This window comes from Demequina sp. NBRC 110054 (assembly GCF_002090115.1).
GTDB lineage: Bacteria > Actinomycetota > Actinomycetes > Actinomycetales > Demequinaceae > Demequina.
The window spans coordinates 653541-678381 of sequence record NZ_BBRK01000004.1; the positions used below are offsets into that span (position 1 = coordinate 653541).

A 24841-nucleotide genomic window follows, 5' to 3' on the forward strand; every position below is an offset into this window, starting at 1 on the left:
GGCGGGTCAGGCGAGCTGCGCGATGAGGTCGAGCTCGGCCTCGCGGGACAGCCCCGCCTTCCGCGGGCGGTCGAGACCTAGACCCCTCTCCCACGCAAGGACGTCGCGCATCGTCTCCTCGAGAGGACGCCAGGAGCCGCCCGTCGCCAGGTAGCGATCCGACGAGTGGGCGCCGATCGGCGGGAACTTGCCCGCCGGCACCCACATCGGCAGCGAGGAGGGCCCAGCCCAGCTGCCGACTCGCCGCATGGCCAGCCACGGCGTCGTCGCATTGTGCTCTTCGCCCGAGTGGCCCGCGACGGTACGCGCGGTCTCGATCATCTGCGCGAAAGGCACCTGCTCGCCGACCGCGTTGACCGGACCCACCACGCCGGACTGGCCGGCGTCGAGCATCCATGCGACGAGGTCTCGCACGTCGATGGCCTGGGTGGGCGCACCCGCCGCCGGCACCAGGATCGGCCCGTCGGCCGCGAGCGCGGCGCGCGCGGGCCAGTAGCCGAACCTGTCCGTCGGGTCGCCAGGACCGGCGACGAGGCCCGGCCGGGCGAGCAGGGCATCGTCCTCTCGAGCCTTCGTGGTCAGGTCCTCGCACGCGACCTTCGCCTGCGCGTAGTGCTCGTGGGTGGCGTCGACCTCATGGTGCAGCGCCTCCATGCGGGGTGACGCCTCGCAGTTCGGCGCGCGATCGGCACTGTAGACGGACACGGACGACACATAGGTCCAGTGGTCCACGGCGTCGCCGAGGGCCGCGAGCGCCTCCTGCACGAACCGAGGCTGCCAGCTCACCTCGATCGCCGCGTCGAACCTCCTGCCGACGAGGGCGTCGTACGCGCCCGCGTGGGCGCGGTCACCCTCGACGAGCGAGGCCCCAGCCGGGACCACTCCGGACCGACCTCGTGCGAGGCATGTCACCTCCCAGCCACGCGCCACGGCCTGGCGGGCCACCTCGCTCCCCAGCCACGCGGTTCCACCCAGGATCAGCAGCGATCGAGTCATGTCACCAGCCTAACGAGGGCAGGCCGCCGGCAGGCCCGCCATGCGCCCGAGCGATACGCTGGACGGCGGCCCAGGAATGGCCCGCGGCCGCTTCGCGTTGAGAACCTAGGAATGAATCGCACCTTCAGCTCTCTCGGCATCTACAACTACCGCCTGTGGTTCGCAGGCGCGATCGTGTCGAACATCGGCACCTGGATGCAGCGCATCGCGCAGGACTGGGTGGTGCTGACCGACCTCACCGACGACTCCGGATTCGCCGTCGGCATCACCACGGCGCTGCAGTTCCTGCCGTTCCTCCTGATAGGCCCGTGGACCGGCGTGGTCGCCGACCGGGTCGATCACCGCAAGCTCCTCCTCGTGACCCAATCGGCGGGCGCCGCGCTCGGTGTGGGCCTGGGCGTCATCGTGCTCACCGGCAACGCCCAGCTGTGGCAGGTGTACGCGTTCGCGCTCGGCCTCGGAGTCGTGACCGCCTTCGACAACCCCGCGCGCATGGCCTTCGTGTCGGACCTGGTCCCACAGTCAGGACTGCCGAACGCGATCGCGCTCAACTCGGCGTCCTTCAACGCCGCACGCCTCATCGGCCCCGGCCTCGCGGGCCTGTTGATCGCATGGGTCGGCTCCGGCTGGGTATTCGTCCTCAACGGGCTCACCTTCCTCGCGACGATCATCGCGCTGCTGCTGATGCGCGGCTCGGAGCTCGAGCATCAGCGCCGCGCCCCGCGGCAGCCTGGCCAGGTGCTCGAGGGCGTCAGGTACGTGCGGAGCAGGCCTGACATCGTCGCGATCCTCGTGGTCGTGGGCGTGGTCGGAGCGTTCGGCCTCAACTTCCAGATGACCTCGGCGATGATGGCGCGGGTCGCGTTCGACAGAGGACCGGAGGACTACGGCATCCTCGGCTCGATCCTCGCAATCGGCTCGCTCGGCGGGGCGCTGCTCGCCGCGAGGCGCAAGCGCCCCACACTCAAGCTCGTGGTGCTCGCCGCCTTCGGCTTCGGCGTCTCGAACGCGCTGCTCGCGGTCATGCCGACCTACTGGGCGTTCGCGATCGCCGGCATCCCCGTGGGCTTCGCCGCCCTCACGATGATCACGGCCGCCAACACGACGGTCCAGCTCACGACCGATCAGTCGATGCGCGGACGGGTGATGGCGCTGTACATGATGATCTTCATCGGGACCACGCCGATCGGCTCCCCGATCGTCGGGTGGATCGGCGAGGCGTACGGACCCCGCTGGGCGATCGGCATCGGAGCCATCGCGGCGCTCGCGGTGTCCGCGGCCGTGGGGCTGTGGGCCGCGCGGCACTGGAACGTCGTGCTCGAGTTCCAGGCGCGCAGGCCGTTCGTCAGGCTCGGACGCGGTGCCCCGAGGGAGATCGAGCCGATCCAGGACGTCGAGACGACGAACGCCTAGCCGAGGAAGCACCGAGGCCCGACCGCTCGTCCGCGTGCTCGTCCCGGCACGGCGATCGCACCTTCCGAGCTGCGGCGCCCGCGTCCCGGCGCAAGCGCCGCATCGTCCGAAGTGCGTCGCCCCAAGCCCGACGCCAGCGCCGCATCGTCCCACTCGCGAAGTCCCGCCCCCCGGACACGACAACGGGGTCCGCGTGTCTCTCGACAGGCGAACCCCGTGACGAGGGTGGGGAGGGTCAGCGCTCCACGGTGCTGTGGCGCACCTCGCGGTTGTCGTCGCGGACCGCGTGCTCGTCGCGGATCTCGCGGTGCGTGGTGTTCGAACGCTGCGCGTTGACGATCAGCGAGATCGCGATCGACGCGACTCCCGCGATCATGCAGATCCAGCCGACGGCGCCCAGGTTCACCGCGTCGACGGAGGCGTTCAGAGCGAAGGTGAAGATCGCGCCGAGGACGATGAGGAAGATTCCGGTACCGATGGCCATGATGTGCTCCTTGCTCCCCGTGATCTGGGGTTCCAGGACGGCCTCAGGACCTCGTGAGCCGAGTGCCGCCAACCGCCCGTGCGGTCACCAATGCCAACCCGGGAGGAGTTCCCAAACATTCCGAGATTCGTCCCGAAAGGCGGTCTAGCAGGCACTTCACAGGCAATGATCGCCGGTCAGTCGATCAGCACCGAGCCCGTGACCGGCGCATCCGCGTCGACGACGGCGCATGCCCACGCGCGGTCTCCCTGATCCCAGCTGGCCGCGCTCGGGAAGTAGACCTGGACGTCCATCTCGTAGGCTGCCTCGTCGAGGGCGTCGAGGTGCTGCGAAGCGGTGCACTTGTCGATGACAGCGTCGCGAGCGGACTGCGCGCCCGGGTAGTCACCCAGGGAGCTGCCCTCGTCGCCGAACGCGCCGACGGCGTAGTACTGCCCGTCGTGCGCGACCGCGCAGTCGACGGGAACCACTCCGGCCAGCTCCGCATATCCACCGGGATCCGCGGCGTCGTCAGGGAGATCGAAGCAGGCTCCGCTCGTCGCGTCGACCGTCGCGGCCGGCGCCTCCTGCGCGTTCACGACCCACGCGGACACCAGCGGCCAGGCGACCAGGCCCCAGACGACGACCGCGACGACACCCAGGCCTGCGACAGCGGCGCGGCGCTGCGGCACCGGAGGCGCGGCAGTGTCGAGGTCGTCCACGGCGGCTCCCTTCAAGACATGCGTGCACGCACCTTAGCGCCACTGGGGCCCTCCCCCCGCATCCGGGTCTACCTGGTGTGATGAACCCGGCGCGCGAAGTGGGGCACTCGGGAGGAATCGGACTCGCCGTGGGTACCAGGTCGCGGGGAGACCCGCCGATCCTCCCCCACAATGGGGGCATGACCGCGATGCTCATCCTCGACAACGGCACCTGGCGAGTCGGGCTGCTGCCCGACCTCGGCGGCTCGATCGCGTACGGTCAGGTGCGGCTTGGCGAGACGTGGGTGGACGCGATGAGACCCACGCCGGACAACCCCGGCCGGGCGGGGGACGCGGCCTCGTTCCCCCTCGTGCCCTGGTCCAATCGCATCAGCGGGCCGTCCCTGATCTGGGACGGCATCGAGCACCCGCTTCAGGTGACGAGCGCCGGCAGCACCGCGAGCCACGGCGTCGGCCGCTACGTGCCGTGGGAGGTCGTCGAGGCCGACGCCGCTCACGTGACGCTCGCGCTGGACTCGCGGACCATCCCCGACGCGAACTTCCCGTGGGACTTCACGTCGCGCTTCACCTACACGCTCGAGGGCGACCGCTTCCGAGTGACGATGGCAATGACGAACGTCTCCGACGAGACCTTCCCGGCCGGTCTGGGCCACCACCCCTACTTCGTGCGCAGCCTGGGCACGTCCGAGCAGCCGCGGGGAGGCGAGGTCGAGCTCCAGGTCCGCTGCGACGCGGCCTACGAGCTCGTCGACTCGCTGCCGACGGGCCCCGCGGGCGACCTGCCCGCGCGCGCGGACTTCCGCGCCCGGCACGCGCTCGGCTCGACCGTCGTGGACGACTGCCTCACAGACCGCACCGACCCGACGGTCGCGACGATCACGTGGCCTCGCGCGCTCCAGCTCGACATGGAGGCCGACGAGTCGCTCAGCCACCTCATCTTCTTCGCGCCCGAGGGAAAGCCGTTCTTCGCCGTCGAGCCGGTGAGCCACGTGAACGACTCGCTGCGGCTCGCTGCCCAGGGCAAGGGCGAGCCGGAGGCGCTCGGGGTGCATCCGCTCGCGCCCGGCGAGACGTTCACGAGCGAGTGGTCGCTCGTCGCAACGGTGCTCTGACCCTGCGAGAAACGTGCGGGCCGGACTGCCACGCGGCCCGGTTCCGCATCGTCGAAACCTCCAACGCGAGGCGTGCGGACCGGCGCGGGTGGTGCGCTCCGACTGTCGAACCCACTAATATGGGGTGACCTACACGGCGCTGCGGGTGTAGTTCAATGGTAGAACTTCAGCTTCCCAAGCTGATAGCGCGGGTTCGATTCCCGTCACCCGCTCCAATCATCATCGCAGGTAGATAGCGAGATTCACACTCTCAGTACACCTCCTGCTTCTCCCTTGTTCGGGCCTTCGTGGAACAACGTGGAAGAAGGCCCGCGATGGACGCCCGACCCCCCTCTCCTTTTCTCTCGACCGCCTCTCCCGTTCGGATTGTGCGATGAGCCGCGCCAAGAGCGTGACTCGGCGCGGCTTCGGCGCAGTCGAGCAGCTGCCCTCGAAGCGGTGGCGCGCCCGCTACACCGGCCCGGACGGCAGGTCGCGATCCGGCCCGTCGACGTTCGCCACCAAGGGCGAGGCAGACCGGTGGCTGACATTGATGCATGCCGAGCTGCTGCGCGGGACCTGGACGGCTCCCGAGGCCGCAGACATCACGCTTGCTGACTACACCGCCGCGTGGCTGCGCCAACGTGCCCCGCACCTGCGTCCGCGAACGCTCGATCTGTACCGGCGTCTGGCCGAGCGGTGGATCCTCGCTCCCGTCGGTCAGGGTCGGGACGCAGTCGATCTGTCGGCGCTGTCGCTCAGGGCGATCAGCCCGATCATCGTGCGCGAATGGTTCGCCGCCGTGACCGCCAGTGCGCACGCGTCCGCGGCGGCGCGTGGAACGCTGGGCACGAGGGGTGGGCATCCCGCGCGAGCGTGGGCTCGCGGCGCGGGGCTGACGGTCGCACCTACGGGGCGGCTGTCCCCTGCAGTCGTCGCGGCCTGGCAGCAGGCCGGCTCTCCTCAGCCGCGCCCTGTCCGTCCGGCTCGACCGGATGCGGGGCGCACCGTCACCGCACAGGCCTATCGGCTCCTTCATGCGATCCTCACCACCGCCGTTGACGATGAGCTGCTCACCAGCAATCCCGCCCGCATCCCTGGAGCCGGGCACGTCTTTCACGCGGAGCGCATGCCGCTGACGGCCTCAGAGGTCGCCGATCTCGCTGACGCGATGCCCGAGCACCTGCGGGTAGCCGTGCTCGTGGCCGCATGGTCGGGGCTGAGGCCCGGCGAGGTCTTCGCTCTCACCCGAGACGACATCGACATCGATGCCGGTCAGCTCACTGTGCGACGAACGATGATCGAGATCCCCGACCAGCCTGTCACCTTCGGGCCACCCAAGACCGCTGCCGGCCGACGGAAGGTCGCCCTGCCGGGCCTCGTGACAGAGGCCCTCGCCGAACACCTCACCACGCACCCTTCCCGACCTGACGCGCTTGTGTTCACCACCTCGACCGGAAACCCGGTGAGGTCGGGAGCCCGTTCGGTAGCGATGCGAACCGCCCGCAATGCGATCGGCCGGCCCGACATCACGTGGCACCACCTGCGCCACACAGGCGCGACCCTGGCAGCGCAAGCAGGCGCTACCCAAGCCGAGTTGATGCACCGCATCGGCCACACCAGCACCCGCGCAGCGAGTCTCTATCAGCACGCGAGCCAAGCCCGAGACGCGTATCTCGCAGCCGCGCTCGACACCATCGCCCGAGGCTGAGAAGTAGCGATACGACATCCGTGTCGTATCGCATGCATTTCTGAGCACGGTTTGAACGCACGGTACGACACATGTGTCGTACCGTGCGGATCTATAGGATGCGAGCGTGGACATCTCTCAGATGCAGGAACGCATTGCGCGGTTCGCTGACGAGCGCGACTGGGACCAGTTCCATACGCCTCGCAACCTCCTGCTGGCGCTCATGGGCGAGCTCGGCGAGCTGGCAGAACTGCTCCAGTGGAAGACAGACGAGCAGGTGCGCGAGGCACTGCAGGAATCCGCTGGCCGGGAGGCGATCGAGGAGGAGGTCGCCGACGTCGCGATCTATCTGCTTCGCCTTGCCCAGGTGATGGACATCGACATCCCCACGGCGGTCGAGGCCAAGATCGCTCTCAATGAGAGCAAGTACCCCGCCGACCGGGTCCGTGGGTCGGCGAAGAAGTACGACGAGTACTAGGCGACCATGACCAACCTTGTGATCCAGCCAGCCAGCAGCGAGACGTCCAAGGCGCACTTCGTGCACACGGTCGATCCACGGCACAGAGACCTGTACCCCAAGAACACACCCTTCCCACCGGGCGCAGCGACGATGACGCCCGGAATGCGGCTGAGCGATCCGCATGTCAGGAACGAGTTGACGATCCAGGATCTTCAGGTCCTGCGGGCGGTGCATGGCATGGACGGCAACGTGGCCTTCTGGGGCGTCACCGACAAGGTCGGCGGCGACAACCTCCGCAACTGGACCAAGATCAACGCCGGAGACCGCGTAATCTTCACCGGCAAGGTCACAGACCTGCGGACAGGCAAGCCGTCCAAGACGGGATACGCATACGCCACGGGAGTCGTCACCCACAAGTTCCGCAACCACGCCCTCGCCGAACGCCTCTGGGGCGTCGATGACAACGGGCATGCGTGGGAGCTCATGTACGCGATCGCGGACGTCACGCGAATCAGCATCGACTACGCGACGCTCAACGCCGCGACCCTCAAGAAGGACGGGACTCCGTACAACCCGAGAAATGTTCCCCAAGGCTTCGACGTCCTGCCGCCCGAGCAGGTAGAAGCAGTATTCAAGCTCCCGAGTCTCGCCGATCTTGAACCACGCCGTGCAGACCTCGAAGCACAAACCATCGAGGAGGAGCTGCGGCCCTTCGTCGGCGAGACCGACGCGGAGCAGACAGCGCAGCGCCGCCTAGAGCAAGGCGCGCTCCGCAAGCACCTCCTGCCAGGGTCGACGGGGGTGTGCGATCTGTGCGGAAGGACGTTCTCCGAGCGATTCCTGGTTGCGGCTCACATCAAGCCACGGTCGCAGTGCACCGGCGCCGAGCGAGTGGACTTCGACAACGTCGCCATGCTCAACTGCGTGTTCGGATGTGACGCACTGTTCGACAAGGGCTACATCGCCGTTCAACCCGATGGAAGGATCAAGGCAAGTCGCCTGCTCTCCCGCACGGAGATGTCCTACGTCACCGCGAACCTGGTCACGCGCCCGGTGTCAGCAAGGAGCTCCGGACGTGCGCTCTATTTCGATTGGCACGAGCGAAACAAGTTCAAGCCCTAGAGCACGATTCCCCTCAAACCTAAAGTGCAGAAGGAAGGCAGGGATCTCTGGCCCGCTAGTGTGCATCCGTGACTGAGAAAGCACCGAAGCGGAAAAGCAGATTCGCCTCCCTGGACGAACTCGACAAAATGCTCCAAGAGAGCACATTTCTTGACCTCTCTCCCGATAGGGATTTCGAGAACATCGCACCTGGCGATCTCCGCCCACAGCGAGCGCTGCACTCGGCCGACCTCCTTGCGGCACTCGCAAGGCTCCAGGGCAACACACAGGACGTGGTCATCCGAGGCGCTTGGATCGTCGGCCTAGTGGACCTTCGGGCCGCCAAACTTGATTTCGGGATAAGCCTCCTACATTGCCGTCTTGACACGCTGGATATACGCGACTCAACTATCCCGGTACTCCGTTCCATCGAATGCGAGATGGCCGCTCTCTACTGCCAAGGTGCACATCTCGGTGGGCTCGTAGTCACCGGCACCGACATCGGCCACTGCGACCAGTCCAACTGTGCATGCCAGGGCTCCCACACGAACTTCCTTGACCTAAGCAGCACCCAGATCGACGGTGACCTGAAAGTCGACGGTCGAGTCGCAGGCGAACTTGTTGCACGACACCTCCAGGTGGGCGGCGAAATCTGGATCAGACTCACATACGCGCTCGCCGTGAACGACCACTGCGAGCGATTTGGAAAAGGAAGCGGTTGGCCCTGCGGGTGGGATCGATGGATTGATCTTCAACATGTACGTGCGGGAGGCGATGTCACGATTCACGCCGGCGCCACATCGCTCAAGATGAACCAATCACAGATTGGAGGCGAACTATGGGTCACGAACGGAGGAGGTGTGCGTCCGCGCGCGTCGCACGTCGTTCTTGCTCGAGCACAGGTTGGCACCAAACTCACTGTGCGACATTGCCGAACCGGCCAACTCGATCTCACAGGAGCAACTGTCGGATCCGACCTGTCAATCGACGACTGCAACTTTGACCTCGGGATTCATGCCAAGGGAGCCGAAATCGGCGGGAATCTCTACTTCTACTACACAACGTCTCCCGCATTCAGACTCAATGGTCTCTCGCTCAAGGGATCGATTCTTACCGAGAACCCCGACCTCAATCGGCAGCTCTCGTTCGGCCCAAGACTCGCGCCATACGCCATCAGCCTGCTGGACCTCAAGGATGCCCACATTCACGGCGATGTCGACTTCGGCCCTCACACGCTATTGGCGCCGGGTCCCGATGCAGAAGCGGAATGGTGGGGCATAGACACTGGTTCCGAGACCACGCTCGGTGGCATCTGGATGGACGGACTCACCGTAGACCGGTCCTTCAACTTCGGGAGATTTGCCGCAGCCGGCGGCGACGTGCTTGCGTCAGCCCAAGATGCACAGATCGGCGAACTCGTTCTCGTCGACACCGCGCCGGAGCCAGAGCCGGAGCCAGAACCTGCGCAACCAGCGGAGCCAGAGGTCCCGTTGTGGAAACGCCTCGTTCGACGCCGGCCGACAGTACAGCGAGCGGCCGCACCGATGATCAAGCTCGACCTCACGGGCGCTGAGATCGACCTGCTGAGGATTGATGCGAGGTTGCATGCGCCTGACGTGCAGAAGGTGACGATCGCCCCCACCACGGACATGACGCTCGCCAAGATCTCTGGGTACCTCGTCGACGATGTCAAACTGCTCATCTCGTGGCTTGAGCACGGTGGGCCCCTTCCCGAACCCTTCCCTGTGACGACATGGGTCGCGGTCGCCAACGCGCTCGAACGGAGCGGAAGAGAGGAACAGGCCCGCCGTCTCCGCTATCGCGCCACTGACCACTTCCTCTGGAACACCGGATCCGTTTGGCTCAAGATTTGGGCCGGCATCAAGAAGGTGACGATCGGACACGGGTACTACCCGTCACGTGCGTTGACAGGAATCCTCGTGCTCTTGGCTCTTGCCTTCGCGACAGTCTGGACAAACGCGGAGTACTTCGTTCCTACGGCGCTGGCGGTTGCGGACGACGGGACGGTCACCGTCGCATCTGGCGTCTCCTCGAACGGCTATCCAGGCTTCTGGTCTTTCCTCTACGCGTTCGACGTCGTGCTGTCGCCTGTCGCTTCAGGGCAGACGGAAGCGTGGCGGGTCGCGGGGAATCAAGCGCTCGCGCTCTGGATCGCCGGCCTCAAGCTGGGAGCATATGCACTCCTTGGCCTCTTCGTCACGGGAATCACCGGCGTGGTCTCACGACGGTAGATCAGCGGTCGCCGCTGGTGGTCCTCTTGTGAGACCACCAGCGGCGACATGCTGCCCTACCTGCAAGCCAGGACACGGTCACGACCTCTCTGAGCGTGCTACCGCCTCAGGCGTTCGGCATCCCACTCCAAACGGCTTCGTTCGAGGATCTCCCGAGCCCGACTGTGACGCGGACGCTACGCTGCGGCCCGACCGTCGTATACGCCTGCACTTAGAACAACATCGATGACGTCCTTCTCGTCTGAGGAAACGTCGCTGAGCGACAATGCGAACCTCAGACGGTCGATCACAAGCCCAGTCTTGTTCGATACGAGACGCGTAAGGTGTTCTGCGCTCACCTGATGGGGCACTGCGAGGAATACTTGCGGCTCGAAGGGCTGCAGCAGTCGTTGCGCCCAGTGGTCTGTGTCAGGTTCGCGTATCTTTCTCTCCCACGTTTGGCTCTGGCCGACGGTCGCTTGTCCCACGAAGACCCACTGCCCTGCTCTTCGGCGGTCGCTGGGCCAACCGACGAGTGCGAGCGTGTCGACGCCTTCGTCCTTGGCTCTGAGGCTGTGGGTCACGGCGTTCACGTTGCTCGGGAGTCCAAGGTGCTTGGCTGCGCCTTCCACCGCGTTCTCGAAGTCGCCTCGCTCATCGACGGCGGTTCCCACCTGTGCCGCAACAATCCCCATAGCTCTGAGCGCTCGTACGACGGTCGACTCGAGGATGACTTCAGGGTCCACCTTCGTTGAGAGTCCCCAGGCATGTGCGACGGTGAGGCACAGTAGCGCGACGTAAGGGACGTCCAAGGACGCACCCTCGCGCTTGACTACCTGCCACGAGTCTTGAATCTCGAACGGCCACAAATGGTCCAGGGTCTCGTTTCGCCGGTCAAGGACCTTCTTCACTGCATCGACGTGGTTCTCTGGAGTCATCTCCGACTCGAGGCCTTCTGGGACTCTGAACTGCCTCGGCTGCTTTCTGGACCAGGAGTTGTCCGATATGAGATCGCCAAGCTGTGCACTGTTGATTGGCCGATCGGCGATTGCTGCCAGTTCCAGCCAGTCAGCCAGCGCCTCGGCGCGATTGCGATGGCCGTAGGCATCAATGTCCGGGGTGATCGGCGCGGGGCGAGGCACGGTAGGGCGTTCAGTCATCGGACTCGACTCGGTCCTTCACCACGGCTCGAATCGAACGCGCCGTTTCGAAGACATCTTGCGCTGCGTCAAGCGTGCTCTCGTCAACGTCGAGTCGGCGAGCATCTGTCGCGAGGGCTTCAAGTTCGCGAGCCTGTGTTTGGAGCCGCTCAGTGAGCGCTCCTCGCTCAAGGGTTGACGCTGCCAGTTCAAGATCTCCGTACTTGCGGAGTAGTTGCGATGCGCGCTCGTCGGAGATGACGTCGACGTAGGTGCCAACGTCGCGGCTATCGGACAGTACCGGCCGCCGGCCGTCTACTGGGCTGAGATCGCGGACGATCTCAACTACCTTGTCCATGTCGATGGACTCGAAGGCGGCCTCTACGTCAGCGAACTCGCTCACGCGGCGATCAATCCCGATATATCCCTTCAGGCGATCGCTTCCCGCCAATAGGCCCCAAACACTGAACCGCTCTCCCTCAACGTACGAAGTTTCCGCGCCGCCCTCAGTCCGCGCTTCACGGAGTAGACGCCAAGCCAAGTAGCGGTTTCGCACCCCCAGGGAGTTGCTGCCGAGCATCCTGCCGACGTCATAGAAAGGGCGCTGCGACCCTGCCGCTGCCTGCTCATTCACATTCTGGTAGATCCACCTTGCCTTCGCCTCGGCAGACCACGGCAGGATTCCACCAATGTGCCTGTACCCGAGATAGCTCTTGAGTTCGTCTCGGTCTTCCACCTCGACAGCGGGGATCACGCTGAAACTGGAGAGTTGCTCTTCTGTTGGCGTGGGAGCCAGGTCGAATTCAAGCCCCGCCGCCGAAGCGGTTGGTGCGCCCGCAAGAATCATCAAGGTCGCCGCCCGGCGATTGCCCTCTACAACGATCCTCATGCCTTCGTCGTTCGGCGGCAAGACAAGAACGGGCTCGTTGGGGAAGTAATCATTCGCAACGAATGACGCGGCAAGTTCATCCAAGACGTCGTTCTTGTACAAGTACGTGAGCAGGTCAGCTTGGCTCGTGTTCTGCACCGCGTCAGGTAGGCGCGGGTTCTCGGGATCGAGCGCAAGCGAGGCTAGTTCGACACCGTCAGGGAGGGCTTTCACACTGGCATCCAATCGATCTTGGAACGCACGAAGTCAATTCGGCAGAACTGCATCCACGCTCACCCACGTCATGGTATCGATCAAGAGGCCTGATAAGCCCAGTGAATTGCCTCGACCGTCAGGCCGGACCGGCGGCGGACGTCAGCCGGCAAGTTCCTGATCACTCCTCCGTCAACCCCATCCTGAAACGGTGCCCTACAGCCTTACACGGAAGCTCTGGACGGCCTTCTCGGCTCCAACGATGCGCTCTCGCCCGAGCACGTGGAGCTTGCGCGTCCGCGCAGACAAAACGCCCGTGGCGGCGACGAGCAACCAGTCCGGGTCGGTCTCTGCACGCCAGAGTTCCTTCGGTGTGAGGTTGAAGACCAACTGGCTACCCTGGATCCCCTTCACTTCCACCTTGAGCACGCGGCCTCCTCGCTCGAACTCGAGGTCGTACCCGATACCGTCGCGCTGGCGGTCTGCGGACATCACCCACCCTTGCCTTTCGAAGGCCCGCGTGACCAAGTCCACAGCGAGCAGTTCCGCTTCCTTGTCACGGGCGCGGTTCTGCGTGCGCTTGGGAGCGAGAACCTTGTCTTCTGGGTCAGCACTCGTCTCAGTTTCTCGATAGGAGATGACCTTGGCAGGGCCAGAAAGCAGCACTCCCTGAGTCAAGTGCTCTGGAACTTCGATATCGAGATCGCTCTCGTCCTCTCGGAGTGCCTGTCTGACACGCGCGATGAAGTCGCTTCCGTCTTCATCTCCCACAGCCGACTGAGACTCGATCGCGCCCAACTCCACATCACCGGCGACGATTCCTCCAGCTCGCATGAGCGCCGAGTAGGTATCGAACGAAATCTCGGTGATCGCGTGTTGCCAGTTCGCGCCGGGAAGATCAAGGTCAGCCCACGGCACCCCTACTGGGAACTCGGTGTACCCGTTGAGCCGTGCTGTCCACGGTCCGTCCCAATCGCCCTCGATGCCGTGCACGTGGGCGGCTGCGATGAACTGCTGCTTATTGGCCCGAGACCGACCGGTCGAGTAGTAGATAACGCGGCTTCCGGGGCCAGCCGATAGCAGTGGGACTCTCCCCGTAACGTGGTCGTCGAATCTGTAGGTTGACTCGTGGTCGGTCTCCCACGCTGCTCCGCGCTCGGAGTCTGTGACGTTCAGGATGAAGCAGCGGGGTGTGCCAGAAATCGCGGTGAGCAAGCGCGAAAGCGCTCGAGCCTCAAGCCGAGGCCGCCGTTCACGTTCCCTCCCCTCATTCGTATCCCACCCTGGTTGGTAGGTGAGATCCGCCGACTCGAGAGCAGCCGCTGCGATGGTGAAGAGGTCATCGTCGTCAGCGCGCTCGTCTGTGAGAGCCAGGTATACGTCGCGAAGATACGCGGTCGCGATCCTCTGCCCCCGCGACACTTCCCGCGGTTGGATTCCAAGCACAGATGCCAGTTCGTAGGCAAGACGATTCGAGTCCCGCCCCGCAAGCTTCACACCCTGGATCTTCGCCATCTACGCAACCCCCAAACCCCGCGTTCCAAAACCTCTGCCGGGGCACCATATACGTGGGGCAGTCACCGTGGACAGGGACTGACGACCGGAGCCGGCTTCCCCGGTCCGCGTCCACGCTGCAATGTCAGTCGACCCAACGCGTCTTTGCCGTCAACTGGACCTCAATTCGGCCAGCAGCGTACCCGTCTGCGAGCGTTGCGAAGACTCGCGTGTGCGGCATACCGCGGTCTTTCGCCTTCGCCTTGAAGGCGTCCCACAAATCCTGGCGCACCCGTGCCGAGTGCGAGGGTGCGTCCGGGCTGTCGATCACGAAATCCACTTCGAGTTCACCGTTCGCATATCCGGCGGCAAGGAGAGCCATCACGTACGAGGACGATAGTTCTTCGACCGCTGCCCGCTCCTTGAACTGCCTCCAGCGGTCGGCTTCCAGCCGAAAGGACCTGGCCTCGTTACCTTGGCGCGCTACTCCACGACTGGCGTCTCGCGGCCCCTCAGGACGCCGGTTCACCTCTGAGCCTCCCGCACCGCTCGCCACCTCTTCGCTTGCTCACCATTGATCGCCCAGTGGATCTCTTGAGATCCGGGCTTACTCTTCGCAAGCAGCGGCCAAACCTTGTGTCCGTCCTTGTCAACGGGCACGTTGGGATAATTGGCCCGAAGGTGCCGCGTGATCTTTCTGGGCGCGTCACGCCACTCGTTGATTGTCATCCCGGTTCGTTCTGCCACTTCAGAGGTTGAAAGCCAGTGGTGACCACTGTTGACCGCTTCCGTGCACGCGTCCATTGCTCTTGCCCACCGCTCAGCGGTCTTGCTCGCACCTTCAGCCAGCGTCGCGAGGTCGCCCACGGACCACGGAACCCAGTGCTCCAACAGCACATCATCCGGGTCTCGCGGCGCACCATCAACCTCAACGGCAACGTCGCGGACCTCAACCGGCCGCTCACCTCGATGAGCTTCGCGCGCAGCCACTAGGTCGGCCAACTCGGCGTAATCCTCCAGCGGGACCAAGAGTGGCACCCAAGTCGTCATGTCCAGTTCACCTCACAACCGTAGATACAGTCCGAAATCCCTTGGGACAACCTTACTCACTGCAGCCCCACTGTCAATGGGAAAGTGACAACCGCCTCGGGACTGACCCACTCCGCGGGGCACTCCGGCCAGGCCCCGCTCCGTAGGCCCAAGCAGACTCAACCGAAAACGCCCGCGCGCTAGCAGCTTTTCAACGGGCCCCGAGCGGGAGCGCCTGGCGCCTGTCAGCGTTCGGGTGTATGAATGACAATCATGAAGTTCGAGGCGGTAGCAGGGACCGGTACGCTGACGGCGCACGATCCTGTCCGTTTCCCGAGCATGGCGCGCATAGCCGCCAACCTCGGCACGCTAAACGCCTTGATGAAGCCCCTCGCGACCAAGGTGAACTTGATCGGCGCCGAAATCAGGAAGCAGTTGAGCGAACCGGGGGTCCGGGAACGAACCATCGCCCTGTCGGCAATGAACCGCCCGAAGCGCCTCGCCGACCAGCGCCTGCGCGGCCTCGTAATGGCCGGGGTCGCCGATTCGTCGGTGCGCAGCGGCGCGACATCGAGCGACCACTTCTGGACCTCACAGGGCGTTGAGGCTCGCGTTCACCGCCCCGTGCGCTCCCTTCTCGATACTCGAATCGAAAGCCTGCACCGTAGCGCGATCTCACGCGTCTGGCGTGGACAAGAGACTCGCCGCGAGCAAACACCTCCTCGACTCGTGGTCCGCATAGCCACGACCGTCATCCGCGCCACCGCACCCCCGTCGCTCACCTTTGGGCAGGGACGCGTGGGCACGGCTTCGTAAGCAACCGCAGAGAGGGCCGCCCGTACCAATACGCGGCCCTCTAGTGTTCCCGCATCTGTTGGCGCCTACGCGCGCCCCTGCGCGCATCAGCCGCGCGTTCGCGGCTCTCTCGACATTGCTTTCGAGAGGAACACCACCATGCCTAGCAAGGCACTTTCGAACCTGTCCGCGCCTGACCTGCTCACCCGCGCCGAGGCCGCCGCATACGTCCGCGTGCACGTCGCCACCCTCGACAAGTGGATCGTCGCCGGCACACTTCCAGCGACCAAAATTGGCCGCCGCGTCCTGATCCGCCGCCACACGCTCGACGCCCTGATTGAGCGAGCGACCGGCACCGCCACCAGCGGCCCTCTGGCCGGGTTCAAGGCGTAGAGGTCAGCCATGACCACGGCAAGAGCCCTCGCAACCGCCGAGCCTTCGCGCCACTCGCACACCTTCGCCAATGGCATGACCGTCCCGTTCGGCGTTGTGCCCGTGAGCACCCCGCACCCGCTCACTCCGGTTCGCCACGTCGATCGGCGCGACTGGGTGATCGCGTCGTGCCCGCTCGGCAAGGAGCACATCCGTGGCAAAGATGGGAGGTGGCTCTTTCACGTCCACTGGCTCGACTGCATCCATTGGCAGCCTGCCAAGTGGCAAGAGTGCGAGGACGGCAGCCTGCTGCTTTCATGCGCCGAATGCCGCAGACAGGGTTGCATCACGCTCGCGGAGCTCGACCTCGCGGAGCCCGCGAAGGAACAGGCAGTGCGAGCCGAGTGGCTCGCAAATCATCCCGCATGGTCGCTCTGATGGGGCATCGACTCGTGGGCGCAGCGTTCGACAACTGGGCTCCGTACCTTACGAACGCCCAGGCCCGCGTGCAGGTCTTCATGGCGCATCGGGCGCTCGACACCACGGGAGACCGTGGCGAGCCCGCGCGCATCTACTTCGGAGGGCACGCCGCCATCGCGAAGGCCTGCGGCTACACCAAGCCAAACGTGGAGCCCACACCTCAGAGCCTGAGGAGTGTGGGCAAGGTGATCGGCGAGCTCATCGCCCGGGGCGCCATCGAGCGCATTCGGGATTCGCGGTACGGCAACAACGCGGTCTACCGATTGCGCGCCGACCCGTGGGATTCGGGCTGATGGCGCCCTGGTGCAGGGGCTACGTGGCGTAGCACCTGGGCCATCGCCGTAGGGCGGCCACAGGGTCTACGTGGCGTAGCACCTCTGCACGCCCGCCACGTAGACCCTCTGCCCACCACTGACGTAGCCCCATATGAGAAAGACATGACTATTGATGAAAGAACCACTTACTGTCACCTATCGCGCGAGGCAGGTTCCGCGCCAGTACGGCAGCCCGTCCTACGCCAACGGAGCGCAGCGTGCCCGGTGGTCACCGAACTACGGGCCGAGACGACAGTCCGCGCGACCCGAGTGCGCGCACCCGTCGCCGAAGCGCAATTCACAGAAAGACAGGAACCACGGGTGAGCGACAACGAGCGCGACCCCACGCGCATCACTCCCGAGTACCTCACGGAGCTACTGCGAAGCATCGACCCCTCAGCCCCGAAGATCACGGACCCCGTGACGGACAGGAACAAACTATGACCTCCGACGACCTCACCGAGCTCGTCCACCTGATCGACCTCACCGCCGACGGCTGGACAAGCCTGGACAACGTAACCGCTGTTGCCACGGTGTACACAGACCCGCTGCGTATGGCGGTGGGCTCGATGCTCGACCGCCTCGACGGCCTCACGTTCGGCAGCGCGTGGGCTGAGTGGGCAGCCGCCAACCCTGCCCAAGCCGTGGCCATGCTCGACGCCCTGGTGCGGCTGGCCTCGACCCTGGGCGAGTCCAGCCTGCTGGCGCGTGCGTCATGAGCAGACGCGAGACTCACACCGGTTTTCTGACGCACCCCTGGCGGCCCCGCCCCCTCCTGCCTTCCGTACGAAAGGGTGTGAAATATCCAACAACTGTTGGATTACTCGAGGTCGCAGCGGGAACGAGCGCAGGGCGGCGCGACGAGCGCCGCCCTGCGGCGGCATCCGCGAGGTTCGCATCGTGAGCGCGACACAGCGGCGCGCGCGCCGCCGGTCATTCGGGTCTGTCGAGCGCCTGGCCTCTGGCCGATTCCGTGCTCGCTATACGGGTCCGGACGGGCGGTCGCGTTCGGCCCCGAGCACCTTCGCAACCAAGAGTGAGGCCGACCGATGGCTGACGCTGATCCGCGCCGAGCTGCTGCGGGGCTCGTGGACCGCACCCGAGGCCGCGAACATCACACTGGCCGACTACACGACCGCGTGGCTGCGCCAACGTACCCCGCAACTGCGCCCGCGGACCCTCGACCTCTACCGACGCCTAGTCGACCGATGGCTACTCGCGCCGGTCGGCGAGGGCCGCCATGCAGTCAGCCTCGGCCCTCTGCCGCTGCGCGCCCTCACCCCGGCCCTGGTGCGCGAGTGGCACGCGGCCGTGAGCGAAGCCGCTCACGCCTCCGCATCAGCTCGAGGCGTCACCGAGACCCGACGCACTCACCCGGCACGAGCGTGGGCACACGCCGCAGGCCTGACCGTCGCCCGAACCGGACGCCTCTCGCCCGCGATCGTCGACGCCTGGCACCAGGCGGGCGCACCCCGCCCCGCCAAGCCGACTCGCGAGCGCCCCAACGCGGGCTGCACCATTGCCGCGCAGGCCTACCGCCTCCTGCACGCGATCCTGACCACGGCCACCGACGACGAGCTGCTGACCGCCAACCCCGCCCGCATCGCCGGAGCCGGTCACGTCGCCCACCCCGAACGCCTGCCACTGACACCCCAAGAGGTCACTCGCCTGGCCGCAGCGATGCCCGAGCACTACCACGCCGCCGTGCTCGTCGCCGCCTGGTCAGGGCTTCGCCCGGGCGAAGTGTTCGCCCTCAGACGCCGAGACCTCGACCTCGCCAGGGGCCGCCTGAGCGTGCGTCAAACCCTAGTGGAGGTCGCAGGCCACCCGGTCGCGTACGGACCGCCCAAGACCGCCGCAGGACGACGCACCGTGGCCTTGCCCGTCATCGTCACCAACGCCCTCACCGAGCACCTGGAACGCCATACCAACCCCGGCACCGACGCGCTCGTGTTCACCACCACCACAGGCCTGCCCGTGACCTCCGCGACCCGCTCCCACGCCATGCGAACCGCCCGAACCGCCATCGGACGTCCCGACATCACCTGGCACCACCTACGCCACACCGGAGCCACCCTTGCCGCCCAAGCCGGGGCCACGCCTGCCGAACTCATGGCCCGCATCGGCCACACCAGCACTCGCGCCGCCCACATTTACCAACACGCCACCCTCGACCGCGATGCTCACATCGCGGTAGCGCTCGATGCGCTCGCGCGTAGATAGTTCGGCAACTACGAAAGCCAAGTGAGTGCGCAGCACCGCGCCTTTGTCTCACCAGAGCCGCAGGGGCAAGGCTGATCGGCTGGCACTGCGGCCCAAAGCGCGGGAAGTTCGAGATCGATCGCAGGCTGTGCGCCGAGGTATCCGCCCACGAGCGGGTCGTCCCAGAAGTGCCCTGCCAGGAGCTTCCAACCTCTCTTCGTGAAGAACCCATCGGGCCCGTCACGGAAGTGGATCGAGTTCGGAATGTGCCAGGCGATTCCGCCGAGGATCAACTCGGAGAGTTGGCGGCTCACGCCCGTCGGCGGAATTGCCTTGGGGTTGGGTGGGGTTGTGTGGCCGGTAGGCGCGATGAACGAGTAGAGCCGCACACCGAACGGCGGCAGAATGCGCGAGTAGTCGTCCCGGTTCACGCGGTCAGCAAGGTCGAGTTCGTTCTTCTGGGTCAAGCGGCCCCTCATGGACGGCGCGTGATGAATCCGGACGAGAGTTCCGAGGAGCGCGCGCTGAATTGGCACCAGCGCATCTCCTGACAGGTGCCAACCGAAGGCGTCGAAGCGTTGAATCTCGATGCCGGCCTGTCGCACCTGATCTGGGCCGCTATTGGCGAGCATCTCCAGAAGTCGCTCACCTTGCGACATGCGTTTCTCGCAGTCCTCGCAGAGCAGGTAGTGCTTTGGCAAGTCCTGGTCTGCGCCCGTGACCGCGTCACCTGGCTTGCCGCGGTAGAAGGCGCCCTTTGGCTTCATCCCTAGGTTCTGCATGCTTCTCTGCTCGGCCTTGGCGTGCTTTCCCGCGAACCGAGGCACGACGTGTGAGTGGAGAAGCAGGACGTGGTGTCTCCGACAGATACAGCATCGTCCCTCGACTTCTTGCGTTCGACGGTCCGAGCCCAACATTGGCGCGCTGCCGGTCCCGGGAATTGGGGGCAACTTGTTGCGTTTCGGCTTCTCGTAGGGGCCAACCGCGGCGTCACGGCGACTCGCTTTGGCTTTGCTCCCGCTCACGGTGTCCCCTGACGCCTAGCGCTCAGATTGAGCTGTCGCACCACAACGTGACCATGAATTCGAAGATCCGCTGCGTTTGGCGTCAAGAACATAGCTCCGGCTACTCGCAGGCAATGCCGTCGCCGTCGCGATCCAACTTGCTTGAGTAGCCAGGATCACCGCGGTGAATCGGCGCTGCGCCTGCTTCCCGTACAGCGGTGCAGTTGGCGTAACTCACTTCTGCGTCAAACTGATCTTCCTCTTGTGGCGCGTCGGCACCCGAAGCGCCCTCGACGGCTTCTCGATACCCCTCCGCAAACGGATGATCTGGGCACAGCGCAAGCATTCCATTGACCTCGGCAGTCTGTCCGGCAGACAGTTCCGCGCCAGAAAGGTAGTAGTCGCTAGCGTCGACCGTCGCACAAATTTGATACAGCACGTCGATGTCGTTGTCGTCGTACCCAGAAAGGGCATACGCGGCGAGCTCAACATCGGACGTCGGGACCACGTCGTCCTCGGTGGTCGCGTCGCAGTACTCGAACTCATGAGCCCACGCCGCAGAGAAGTCCACGTCGTCGCGTCGCTCAATCACGACCTTCACGGACGGCCCGCTCGATTCGTCGCACGCAAGACCGACGGTGCCGTAGAAGGGCCCCTCCGGCGTCTCAACTGCGACGGCTTCAACGCTCGGCGTCTCGCTCGGTGTCTCGCTCGGCGACACCGAGGCGATCTCAGTCGGTTCCTCTGTTGTCGACACCTCGCCCGATTCACTTTGGGCCACTTCGGTGGCGTCGCCAGAGCCCGCAGAGCAGCCAGCAGCAAGGACCGCGACAGCCGCTGCTCCCACGATGAACCTACGCATCATCTTTCCCCCAGCAATCAAGGACGAGGCATCGTTGTTTCGTCCGATGCGAACCTATCGCAGAGCGCCTCCCTCACAGCAAACACGATGGCGTGGCGGCCGAAGGAGGCGCGCGCCAAAGACGGAGCGAATGCGCCGGTGGGCGTATCGACTTCGTGGAACAACATGGAATAGCGGACGCCGATTCATGCGGATTCGCGCGGACTCACACGGACAACGCTGCTACCATTACCGCAGGTAATCAGTGGATGGCCCCTGGTAGCCGGGATGTGCGGATAGGGCCCAAGGATGATTCCCAAGCTGATAGCGCGGGTTCGATTCCCGTCACCCGCTCCAATGGAAAGGCCCCTCATACGAGGGGCCTTTCGCGTCTGTCGCAGGCGCGTCGGCTCAGGCGCTCGCGTCCTGCTCGGGGGCGAGGGTGCCGACAGCGTCGAACACGAACCTCGCAGCGACCAAGGGATCGATCCTCCCGGTCGGCTCAACCTTCGCAGCGGAGGCAGCGTCGCTCGAGTACGCCACACCCCTCTCGGCGAGCGCGGCAACGAAGGCACGGTCGATCGCGCTCATCCTGGTCGCCACCTCCTCGGGGACAGCCATCGCGCCGCCCTCCTCGGCGTCAGGAGTCGCGTTCGCGACCGTCGCGAGAAGCGACTGCGTCACGCCTCCAGCAAGGCACTCGTCGACCATGGCCGCGCGCAGCGCCCAGTGAGGCGCGTCGGCACAGGACGGCGCGCTGGCCGCGTCGCCTTCCTGGCCCACCGCTCGTCCGACGACGAGAGATGCCGGCGAGCGGCTGCCGAGCCACTTGTCGACCGCGACAAGCCGCGGATCTGCCTCATGGCCACCGCTCACCGAGTCCACCCACTCACCGACGAAGTCTGCCCACGAGCGACCGCGCCCCGCACACACCTGCGCCCACCACTCCGCGGCCGCCGTAGCGGCCGCCGGGCCCACATCGAGCACGGCCGTCAGCCGTGTCCCGCGACCTGCGTCCACGGCGAGGTCGAACGGCTTGGGTGCACCGCCCAGGAGGCCTCGACGCGCTCGAGCCGGCAGCGTGGGCGCGCCGCGCGCCACCAGATGGACGGCCTTGCCGTGCCGCGTGCCAGTGACGGGCGCAGGAACCTCGGCGACGGTGGAGCGCTCGAGAGCGCTCCACGACGCGAGACCGACCAGGGGCGCGACAGCGAGCGCGATCGGCACCTCCGCGGGACGCTCGGGCGGGCGCGCGACCGAGCGGCGCGGCGGCTCGGCCAGCTGAGAGAGGTCGCCGCACACGCGCACTCCGGAGCGCTCGACGGAGGCCACGAGGGCGTCCGCGAACTCACCCACGGGCTCGATCGCCCACGTCGGCAGCCCGATCTTCTCCTCGCCCCAGGTTCCCGCGCGGCGTGCGACTCCCATCGAGAGAGCGTCCCGTGCGAGCGCACTCGCCTCGAGGTCGTCGCGGCGCGCAGTGCCGACCTCATAGAGCGCCCGCAGGTACTCGGTCTCGAGCACCGTGAGGCTCAGATTCTGGTCAGGCGCGGACAGGAAGGCCGGGTCCACCCCGAGCAGAGTGCCGAACGCCCTCGACAGGTGCTGCCTGTCGGTGCGATCGAGCACGATCACGGTCACGTTCTCGGGGCCCACGATGCGCGCCCACCTCTCGGGCAGCGGGAGCCCGTCCTTCCACGACCGGTACGCGTGCAGCGCGCCGAGTGTCGCGCTTGAGGGATCCGCGAGGCACTCGCGCAGGAAATCGTCGAGCGAGGCGGGCCGCGCGCCCTTGACGCGCTGCTGCCAGTACGACGGAAGCATGTCGGCGAAGTTCCGCAGAGTCAGCACGACGTGCACGGGTCCGTTCGCCACACGGTCGAGCATCACGCGCACGCGGGCGGGGGAGGTCCCGGAGAGGTTCTCATCCGAGAGGAAGGTGAGCCGCCTCTCACCGCGAAGGCGGCCGACGAAATCGGCGATCTCGGCCTCCTGAGCCGCGGTCGGCTCCGCACGGTTGAGTGTGAGGCTCAGCGCGTGGTCGTCCGCCCGCAGATGCGGGTAGAGGACTCCCGCGGCGCGCAGCTCGGCGGAGTGCGCGACGCAGCCTGCCTGCAGGGACGTGGTGCCGGTCTTGGGAGCCCCGACGTGCAGCAGCGTGGTGCCGTCGGCGAGGGTGCTGAGATCCCCCACGGAGAGGCTCATCGCGTGCGATCCCAGTCGATGGCATCCATCACCCGGCGCAGGTCCCCGTCGACGACGAGGCCGGCTGACTCGCGGGCGTTCCGCTCATACTTCCAATGCGTCGAGATCCCCCTGAAGTGCCGCATGAGCACCGCGTCCGTGTTCGGCTGGTTGGCCATGGGATGCACGCCGTGCGTGCCCCACACCGCCTCGTCGGACAGACGTCGCGGGTCCAGGCACCACTTCGGGTAGGCGTCGGCTCCCTCGGGGTCGAAGCGTCCGAAGTCGCGGAATGCAGGCGCATCGGCGGAGTACCCGCCTTCCGGCACGTCGTTCTCGATCCATCGCCCGCCGAACAGCACCACGGCCTCGGGGGACCTCTCGGCGTGGGAGAACACCGAGTCCCCGTCCGAGGTGAGGACGAGCTCGTCGATGTCGGAGTTGAGCACGCCCTGCGCGCGAGCGAGGAACCGCCCTCGTGCGTGCACCATCGTGTTGCGCTGCAGGTAGAAGGACTCCCAGAGCCCGTTGTCGAATCCCTGCGGTCCGTACGGGTGGTCCCAGTCGACGACGACGACTGTGTCGAGGCCGGGCACGCTGCCGAGGGTCAGCCGGAGGTCCTCGGTCGTGTACTCGGTCGAGCCGTTGTCGTACAGCAGCACGGCATCGGCTCCGTGCTGCTGCACGTAGAAGTTCGCCCACTGCCTGATCCAGGCCAGATCGTTGTTCTTGGACAGGGTGAAGACCACGCGTCGGTTTGCGAACAGGTCCAGGTGGGACGGCTGGATCGTGAGCTCGACATCGCCCAGCCCGCCCTCGATGCGCAGCGTCGAGGGGGCCGACACCTGCGGCGGGACGGGCGCGTACGACTCCATCGCCTTGCGACGCGCGAAGATCGTCGGGTCGACCTCGACGCCGTCGATCGTCCAGCGCGAGTCACGGAGGTGACGCTTGAGGTTGCGCGGCGGGGGGCCTACGAGGACGACGCGGTCGTCGTCGAGGAACGCGTCGTACAGAACCGTCCGCGAGTCGAAACGGTCCATGTAGCCGGGCTCGCGGAGCTCGATCGGACGCGGCGGGTTGCGCACGACGGGTGCGTCCTCCGGCAGCGCCCACAGCGATGTGCGCACGTGGGCCACAGGATCTTTCTCCACCAGCGAGACTCCTCGGGATTGCGGCGAGAGACCGGTGCCGCCCGCTCGAGACTACAGAGGAATCTACCCCCGAAGGACCTCGCGCACAGGCGCGCGTCGGAGGAAGAGACGGACGGTACCGAGGGGCCTCGGCTATCGCGCCTCGAGCACGTCGACAGCGAACACGAGCGTCGAGCCGGCGGGGATCGGGCCCATGGGCTCGAAGCCGTAGCCGGACTCCGGCGGCACGACGAGCAGCAGCTGCGAACCCACGGGCTGGCCGACGATGCCATCGACCCAGCCGTCGATGAGCGCGCCGTAGGCGATGGGGAACGAGATGGACTCGCCGCGGTCCCACGAGGAGTCGAACTTCGCGCCGTCCCACAGCCAGCCGCTGTAGTGCACGGTGATGTACTGGCGCTCGGCCACGGCGGGACCGTCGCCCTTCTTCAGCACGTCGACCACGAGCTCCTGGGGCATCTCGGCGCCGGCGAAGTCGACGGACGGCGCACCGCTCGCGTCACGGGTGATGGTGGGAAGGCTCATGAGGGTCTCCTTGGGATTGCGCGTACCGCTTCAGCCTAGGTGGATCGCGCCCTCGGCGCG

At 66.0% G+C, this 24841-nt stretch carries 26 protein-coding genes and 1 tRNA gene; 14 read left to right on the top strand and 13 right to left on the bottom strand.

Features of this window, described 5'->3' with window-relative positions:
* Positions 1-6: 6 nt before the first annotated feature.
* Entirely contained in the window at positions 7-996 is a 990-nt protein-coding gene (locus B7K23_RS03015; protein ID WP_084124931.1) for an NAD-dependent epimerase/dehydratase family protein, read from the bottom strand.
* Positions 997-1107: 111 nt separating this feature from the next.
* Here B7K23_RS03015 and B7K23_RS03020 point away from each other — a divergent pair, with 111 nt between their 5' ends.
* Positions 1108-2409: an MFS transporter gene (locus B7K23_RS03020; protein WP_084124932.1), complete on the top strand. Its 1302-nt coding sequence runs from the start codon at positions 1108-1110 to the stop codon at positions 2407-2409.
* Positions 2410-2644: 235 nt separating this feature from the next.
* Here the strand turns inward: B7K23_RS03020 and B7K23_RS03025 are convergent, their stop codons facing one another.
* Together B7K23_RS03025 and B7K23_RS03030 are read right to left on the bottom strand one after the other, a co-directional pair.
* Positions 2645-2893: a DUF6458 family protein gene (locus B7K23_RS03025; RefSeq protein WP_084124933.1), complete on the bottom strand. Its 249-nt coding sequence runs from the start codon at positions 2891-2893 to the stop codon at positions 2645-2647.
* Between the two features lie 176 nt (positions 2894-3069).
* Complete coding sequence (locus B7K23_RS03030) at positions 3070-3594, bottom strand: septum formation family protein (RefSeq protein WP_084124934.1); 525 nt, start codon at positions 3592-3594, stop codon at positions 3070-3072.
* Between the two features lie 179 nt (positions 3595-3773).
* Here B7K23_RS03030 and B7K23_RS03035 point away from each other — a divergent pair, with 179 nt between their 5' ends.
* The 6 genes from B7K23_RS03035 (at position 3774) to B7K23_RS15370 (ending at position 10188) form a co-directional block, all read left to right on the top strand.
* Complete coding sequence (locus B7K23_RS03035; protein WP_159451289.1) at positions 3774-4706, top strand: aldose epimerase; 933 nt, start codon at positions 3774-3776, stop codon at positions 4704-4706.
* 141 nt (positions 4707-4847) lie between these two features.
* Positions 4848-4921: transfer RNA gene (locus tag B7K23_RS03040), tRNA-Gly, on the top strand.
* 158 nt (positions 4922-5079) lie between these two features.
* A complete protein-coding gene (locus tag B7K23_RS03045; protein WP_084124936.1) occupies positions 5080-6396 on the top strand; it encodes a site-specific integrase in 1317 nt (438 codons plus the stop codon).
* Positions 6397-6502: 106 nt separating this feature from the next.
* Positions 6503-6853 (top strand): nucleotide pyrophosphohydrolase, encoded by a 351-nt coding sequence (locus B7K23_RS03050; protein WP_200809757.1) that lies wholly within the window; start codon positions 6503-6505, stop codon positions 6851-6853.
* A 6-nt stretch (positions 6854-6859) separates the two neighbouring features.
* Positions 6860-7957, top strand: a complete 1098-nt coding sequence (locus B7K23_RS03055) for an HNH endonuclease signature motif containing protein (protein WP_143338055.1) — start codon at positions 6860-6862, stop codon at positions 7955-7957.
* Positions 7958-8025: 68 nt separating this feature from the next.
* A complete protein-coding gene (locus tag B7K23_RS15370) occupies positions 8026-10188 on the top strand; it encodes a hypothetical protein (RefSeq protein WP_143338056.1) in 2163 nt (720 codons plus the stop codon).
* Between the two features lie 176 nt (positions 10189-10364).
* On the opposite strand, the gene B7K23_RS03065 is transcribed toward B7K23_RS15370, so the two are convergent.
* The 5 genes from B7K23_RS03065 to B7K23_RS15375 form a co-directional block, all read right to left on the bottom strand.
* Positions 10365-11327 carry a hypothetical protein gene (locus B7K23_RS03065; RefSeq protein ID WP_143338057.1) on the bottom strand — a complete coding sequence of 321 codons (963 nt, stop codon included), beginning with the start codon at positions 11325-11327 and terminating at the stop codon, positions 10365-10367.
* Positions 11320-12408, bottom strand: coding sequence for a hypothetical protein (locus B7K23_RS03070; RefSeq protein WP_084124940.1), 1089 nt, complete (start codon positions 12406-12408; stop codon positions 11320-11322). Before B7K23_RS03070 ends, B7K23_RS03065 begins: the two co-directional genes overlap by 8 nt.
* Positions 12409-12603: 195 nt before the next feature.
* Positions 12604-13902, bottom strand: a complete 1299-nt coding sequence (locus B7K23_RS03075) for a protein NO VEIN domain-containing protein (RefSeq protein WP_084124941.1) — start codon at positions 13900-13902, stop codon at positions 12604-12606.
* Positions 13903-14026: 124 nt separating this feature from the next.
* Entirely contained in the window at positions 14027-14263 is a 237-nt protein-coding gene (locus B7K23_RS03080) for a hypothetical protein (RefSeq protein WP_143338058.1), read from the bottom strand.
* A 143-nt stretch (positions 14264-14406) separates the two neighbouring features.
* Entirely contained in the window at positions 14407-14931 is a 525-nt protein-coding gene (locus B7K23_RS15375; RefSeq protein ID WP_143338059.1) for a hypothetical protein, read from the bottom strand.
* 243 nt (positions 14932-15174) lie between these two features.
* Between B7K23_RS15375 and B7K23_RS03085 the strand changes: the two genes are divergently transcribed.
* The 7 genes from B7K23_RS03085 to B7K23_RS03110 all read left to right on the top strand — a co-directional run bounded on the left by B7K23_RS03085 (position 15175) and on the right by B7K23_RS03110 (position 19094).
* Positions 15175-15726: a hypothetical protein gene (locus tag B7K23_RS03085; protein WP_143338060.1), complete on the top strand. Its 552-nt coding sequence runs from the start codon at positions 15175-15177 to the stop codon at positions 15724-15726.
* A gap of 138 nt (positions 15727-15864) precedes the next feature.
* Entirely contained in the window at positions 15865-16098 is a 234-nt protein-coding gene (locus B7K23_RS03090) for a helix-turn-helix domain-containing protein (RefSeq protein WP_084124944.1), read from the top strand.
* 9 nt (positions 16099-16107) lie between these two features.
* Positions 16108-16515, top strand: coding sequence for a hypothetical protein (locus tag B7K23_RS03095; protein ID WP_084124945.1), 408 nt, complete (start codon positions 16108-16110; stop codon positions 16513-16515).
* A complete protein-coding gene (locus B7K23_RS03100) occupies positions 16515-16850 on the top strand; it encodes a hypothetical protein (protein WP_084124946.1) in 336 nt (111 codons plus the stop codon). The genes B7K23_RS03095 and B7K23_RS03100 overlap by 1 nt, the downstream gene beginning before the upstream one ends.
* A 342-nt stretch (positions 16851-17192) precedes the next feature.
* The gene (locus B7K23_RS16015; protein ID WP_255376283.1) at positions 17193-17315 is read left to right on the top strand and encodes a hypothetical protein; all 123 of its coding nucleotides are present in this window, start codon (positions 17193-17195) and stop codon (positions 17313-17315) included.
* A complete protein-coding gene (locus tag B7K23_RS03105; RefSeq protein WP_084124947.1) occupies positions 17312-17590 on the top strand; it encodes a hypothetical protein in 279 nt (92 codons plus the stop codon). The genes B7K23_RS16015 and B7K23_RS03105 overlap by 4 nt, the downstream gene beginning before the upstream one ends.
* A gap of 181 nt (positions 17591-17771) precedes the next feature.
* Positions 17772-19094: a site-specific integrase gene (locus B7K23_RS03110; protein ID WP_084124948.1), complete on the top strand. Its 1323-nt coding sequence runs from the start codon at positions 17772-17774 to the stop codon at positions 19092-19094.
* Positions 19095-19102: 8 nt separating this feature from the next.
* Here B7K23_RS03110 and B7K23_RS03115 read toward each other — a convergent pair whose 3' ends face one another.
* From B7K23_RS03115 to B7K23_RS03135, 5 genes are all read right to left on the bottom strand, one after another.
* Positions 19103-19900, bottom strand: coding sequence for an SEC-C domain-containing protein (locus B7K23_RS03115; RefSeq protein WP_143338061.1), 798 nt, complete (start codon positions 19898-19900; stop codon positions 19103-19105).
* A 298-nt stretch (positions 19901-20198) separates the two neighbouring features.
* On the bottom strand, positions 20199-20939 hold the full coding sequence (locus B7K23_RS15890) for an excalibur calcium-binding domain-containing protein (RefSeq protein WP_234996398.1): 741 nt from the start codon (positions 20937-20939) through the stop codon (positions 20199-20201).
* Between the two features lie 390 nt (positions 20940-21329).
* Positions 21330-23123, bottom strand: a complete 1794-nt coding sequence (locus tag B7K23_RS03125) for a hypothetical protein (RefSeq protein WP_084124950.1) — start codon at positions 23121-23123, stop codon at positions 21330-21332.
* On the bottom strand, positions 23120-24256 hold the full coding sequence (locus tag B7K23_RS03130; protein ID WP_143338062.1) for a capsule biosynthesis protein CapZ: 1137 nt from the start codon (positions 24254-24256) through the stop codon (positions 23120-23122). The genes B7K23_RS03125 and B7K23_RS03130 overlap by 4 nt, the downstream gene beginning before the upstream one ends.
* A gap of 132 nt (positions 24257-24388) precedes the next feature.
* Positions 24389-24781 carry an FKBP-type peptidyl-prolyl cis-trans isomerase gene (locus tag B7K23_RS03135; RefSeq protein WP_084124952.1) on the bottom strand — a complete coding sequence of 131 codons (393 nt, stop codon included), beginning with the start codon at positions 24779-24781 and terminating at the stop codon, positions 24389-24391.
* Between the last annotated feature and the right edge of the window lie 60 nt (positions 24782-24841).

Bases quoted from the DNA above. Each gene is read 5' to 3' on its own strand.
- B7K23_RS03055 (WP_143338055.1), top strand. From the start codon at position 6,860: ATGACCAACCTTGTGATCCAGCCAGCCAGCAGCGAGACGTCCAAGGCG.
- B7K23_RS03020 (WP_084124932.1), top strand. From the start codon at position 1,108: ATGAATCGCACCTTCAGCTCTCTCGGCATCTACAACTACCGCCTGTGG.
- B7K23_RS03015 (WP_084124931.1), bottom strand. From the start codon at position 996: ATGACTCGATCGCTGCTGATCCTGGGTGGAACCGCGTGGCTGGGGAGC.
- B7K23_RS03095 (WP_084124945.1), top strand. From the start codon at position 16,108: ATGACCACGGCAAGAGCCCTCGCAACCGCCGAGCCTTCGCGCCACTCG.
- B7K23_RS03045 (WP_084124936.1), top strand. From the start codon at position 5,080: ATGAGCCGCGCCAAGAGCGTGACTCGGCGCGGCTTCGGCGCAGTCGAG.
- B7K23_RS03075 (WP_084124941.1), bottom strand. From the start codon at position 13,902: ATGGCGAAGATCCAGGGTGTGAAGCTTGCGGGGCGGGACTCGAATCGT.
- B7K23_RS03025 (WP_084124933.1), bottom strand. From the start codon at position 2,893: ATGGCCATCGGTACCGGAATCTTCCTCATCGTCCTCGGCGCGATCTTC.
- B7K23_RS03105 (WP_084124947.1), top strand. From the start codon at position 17,312: ATGACCTCCGACGACCTCACCGAGCTCGTCCACCTGATCGACCTCACC.
- B7K23_RS03135 (WP_084124952.1), bottom strand. From the start codon at position 24,781: ATGAGCCTTCCCACCATCACCCGTGACGCGAGCGGTGCGCCGTCCGTC.
- B7K23_RS03125 (WP_084124950.1), bottom strand. From the start codon at position 23,123: ATGAGCCTCTCCGTGGGGGATCTCAGCACCCTCGCCGACGGCACCACG.
- B7K23_RS03065 (WP_143338057.1), bottom strand. From the start codon at position 11,327: ATGACTGAACGCCCTACCGTGCCTCGCCCCGCGCCGATCACCCCGGAC.
- B7K23_RS03035 (WP_159451289.1), top strand. From the start codon at position 3,774: ATGACCGCGATGCTCATCCTCGACAACGGCACCTGGCGAGTCGGGCTG.
- B7K23_RS03085 (WP_143338060.1), top strand. From the start codon at position 15,175: ATGACAATCATGAAGTTCGAGGCGGTAGCAGGGACCGGTACGCTGACG.
- B7K23_RS03090 (WP_084124944.1), top strand. From the start codon at position 15,865: ATGCCTAGCAAGGCACTTTCGAACCTGTCCGCGCCTGACCTGCTCACC.
- B7K23_RS15890 (WP_234996398.1), bottom strand. From the start codon at position 20,939: ATGCGTAGGTTCATCGTGGGAGCAGCGGCTGTCGCGGTCCTTGCTGCT.
- B7K23_RS15375 (WP_143338059.1), bottom strand. From the start codon at position 14,931: ATGACGACTTGGGTGCCACTCTTGGTCCCGCTGGAGGATTACGCCGAG.
- B7K23_RS03080 (WP_143338058.1), bottom strand. From the start codon at position 14,263: ATGGCTCTCCTTGCCGCCGGATATGCGAACGGTGAACTCGAAGTGGAT.
- B7K23_RS03100 (WP_084124946.1), top strand. From the start codon at position 16,515: ATGGGGCATCGACTCGTGGGCGCAGCGTTCGACAACTGGGCTCCGTAC.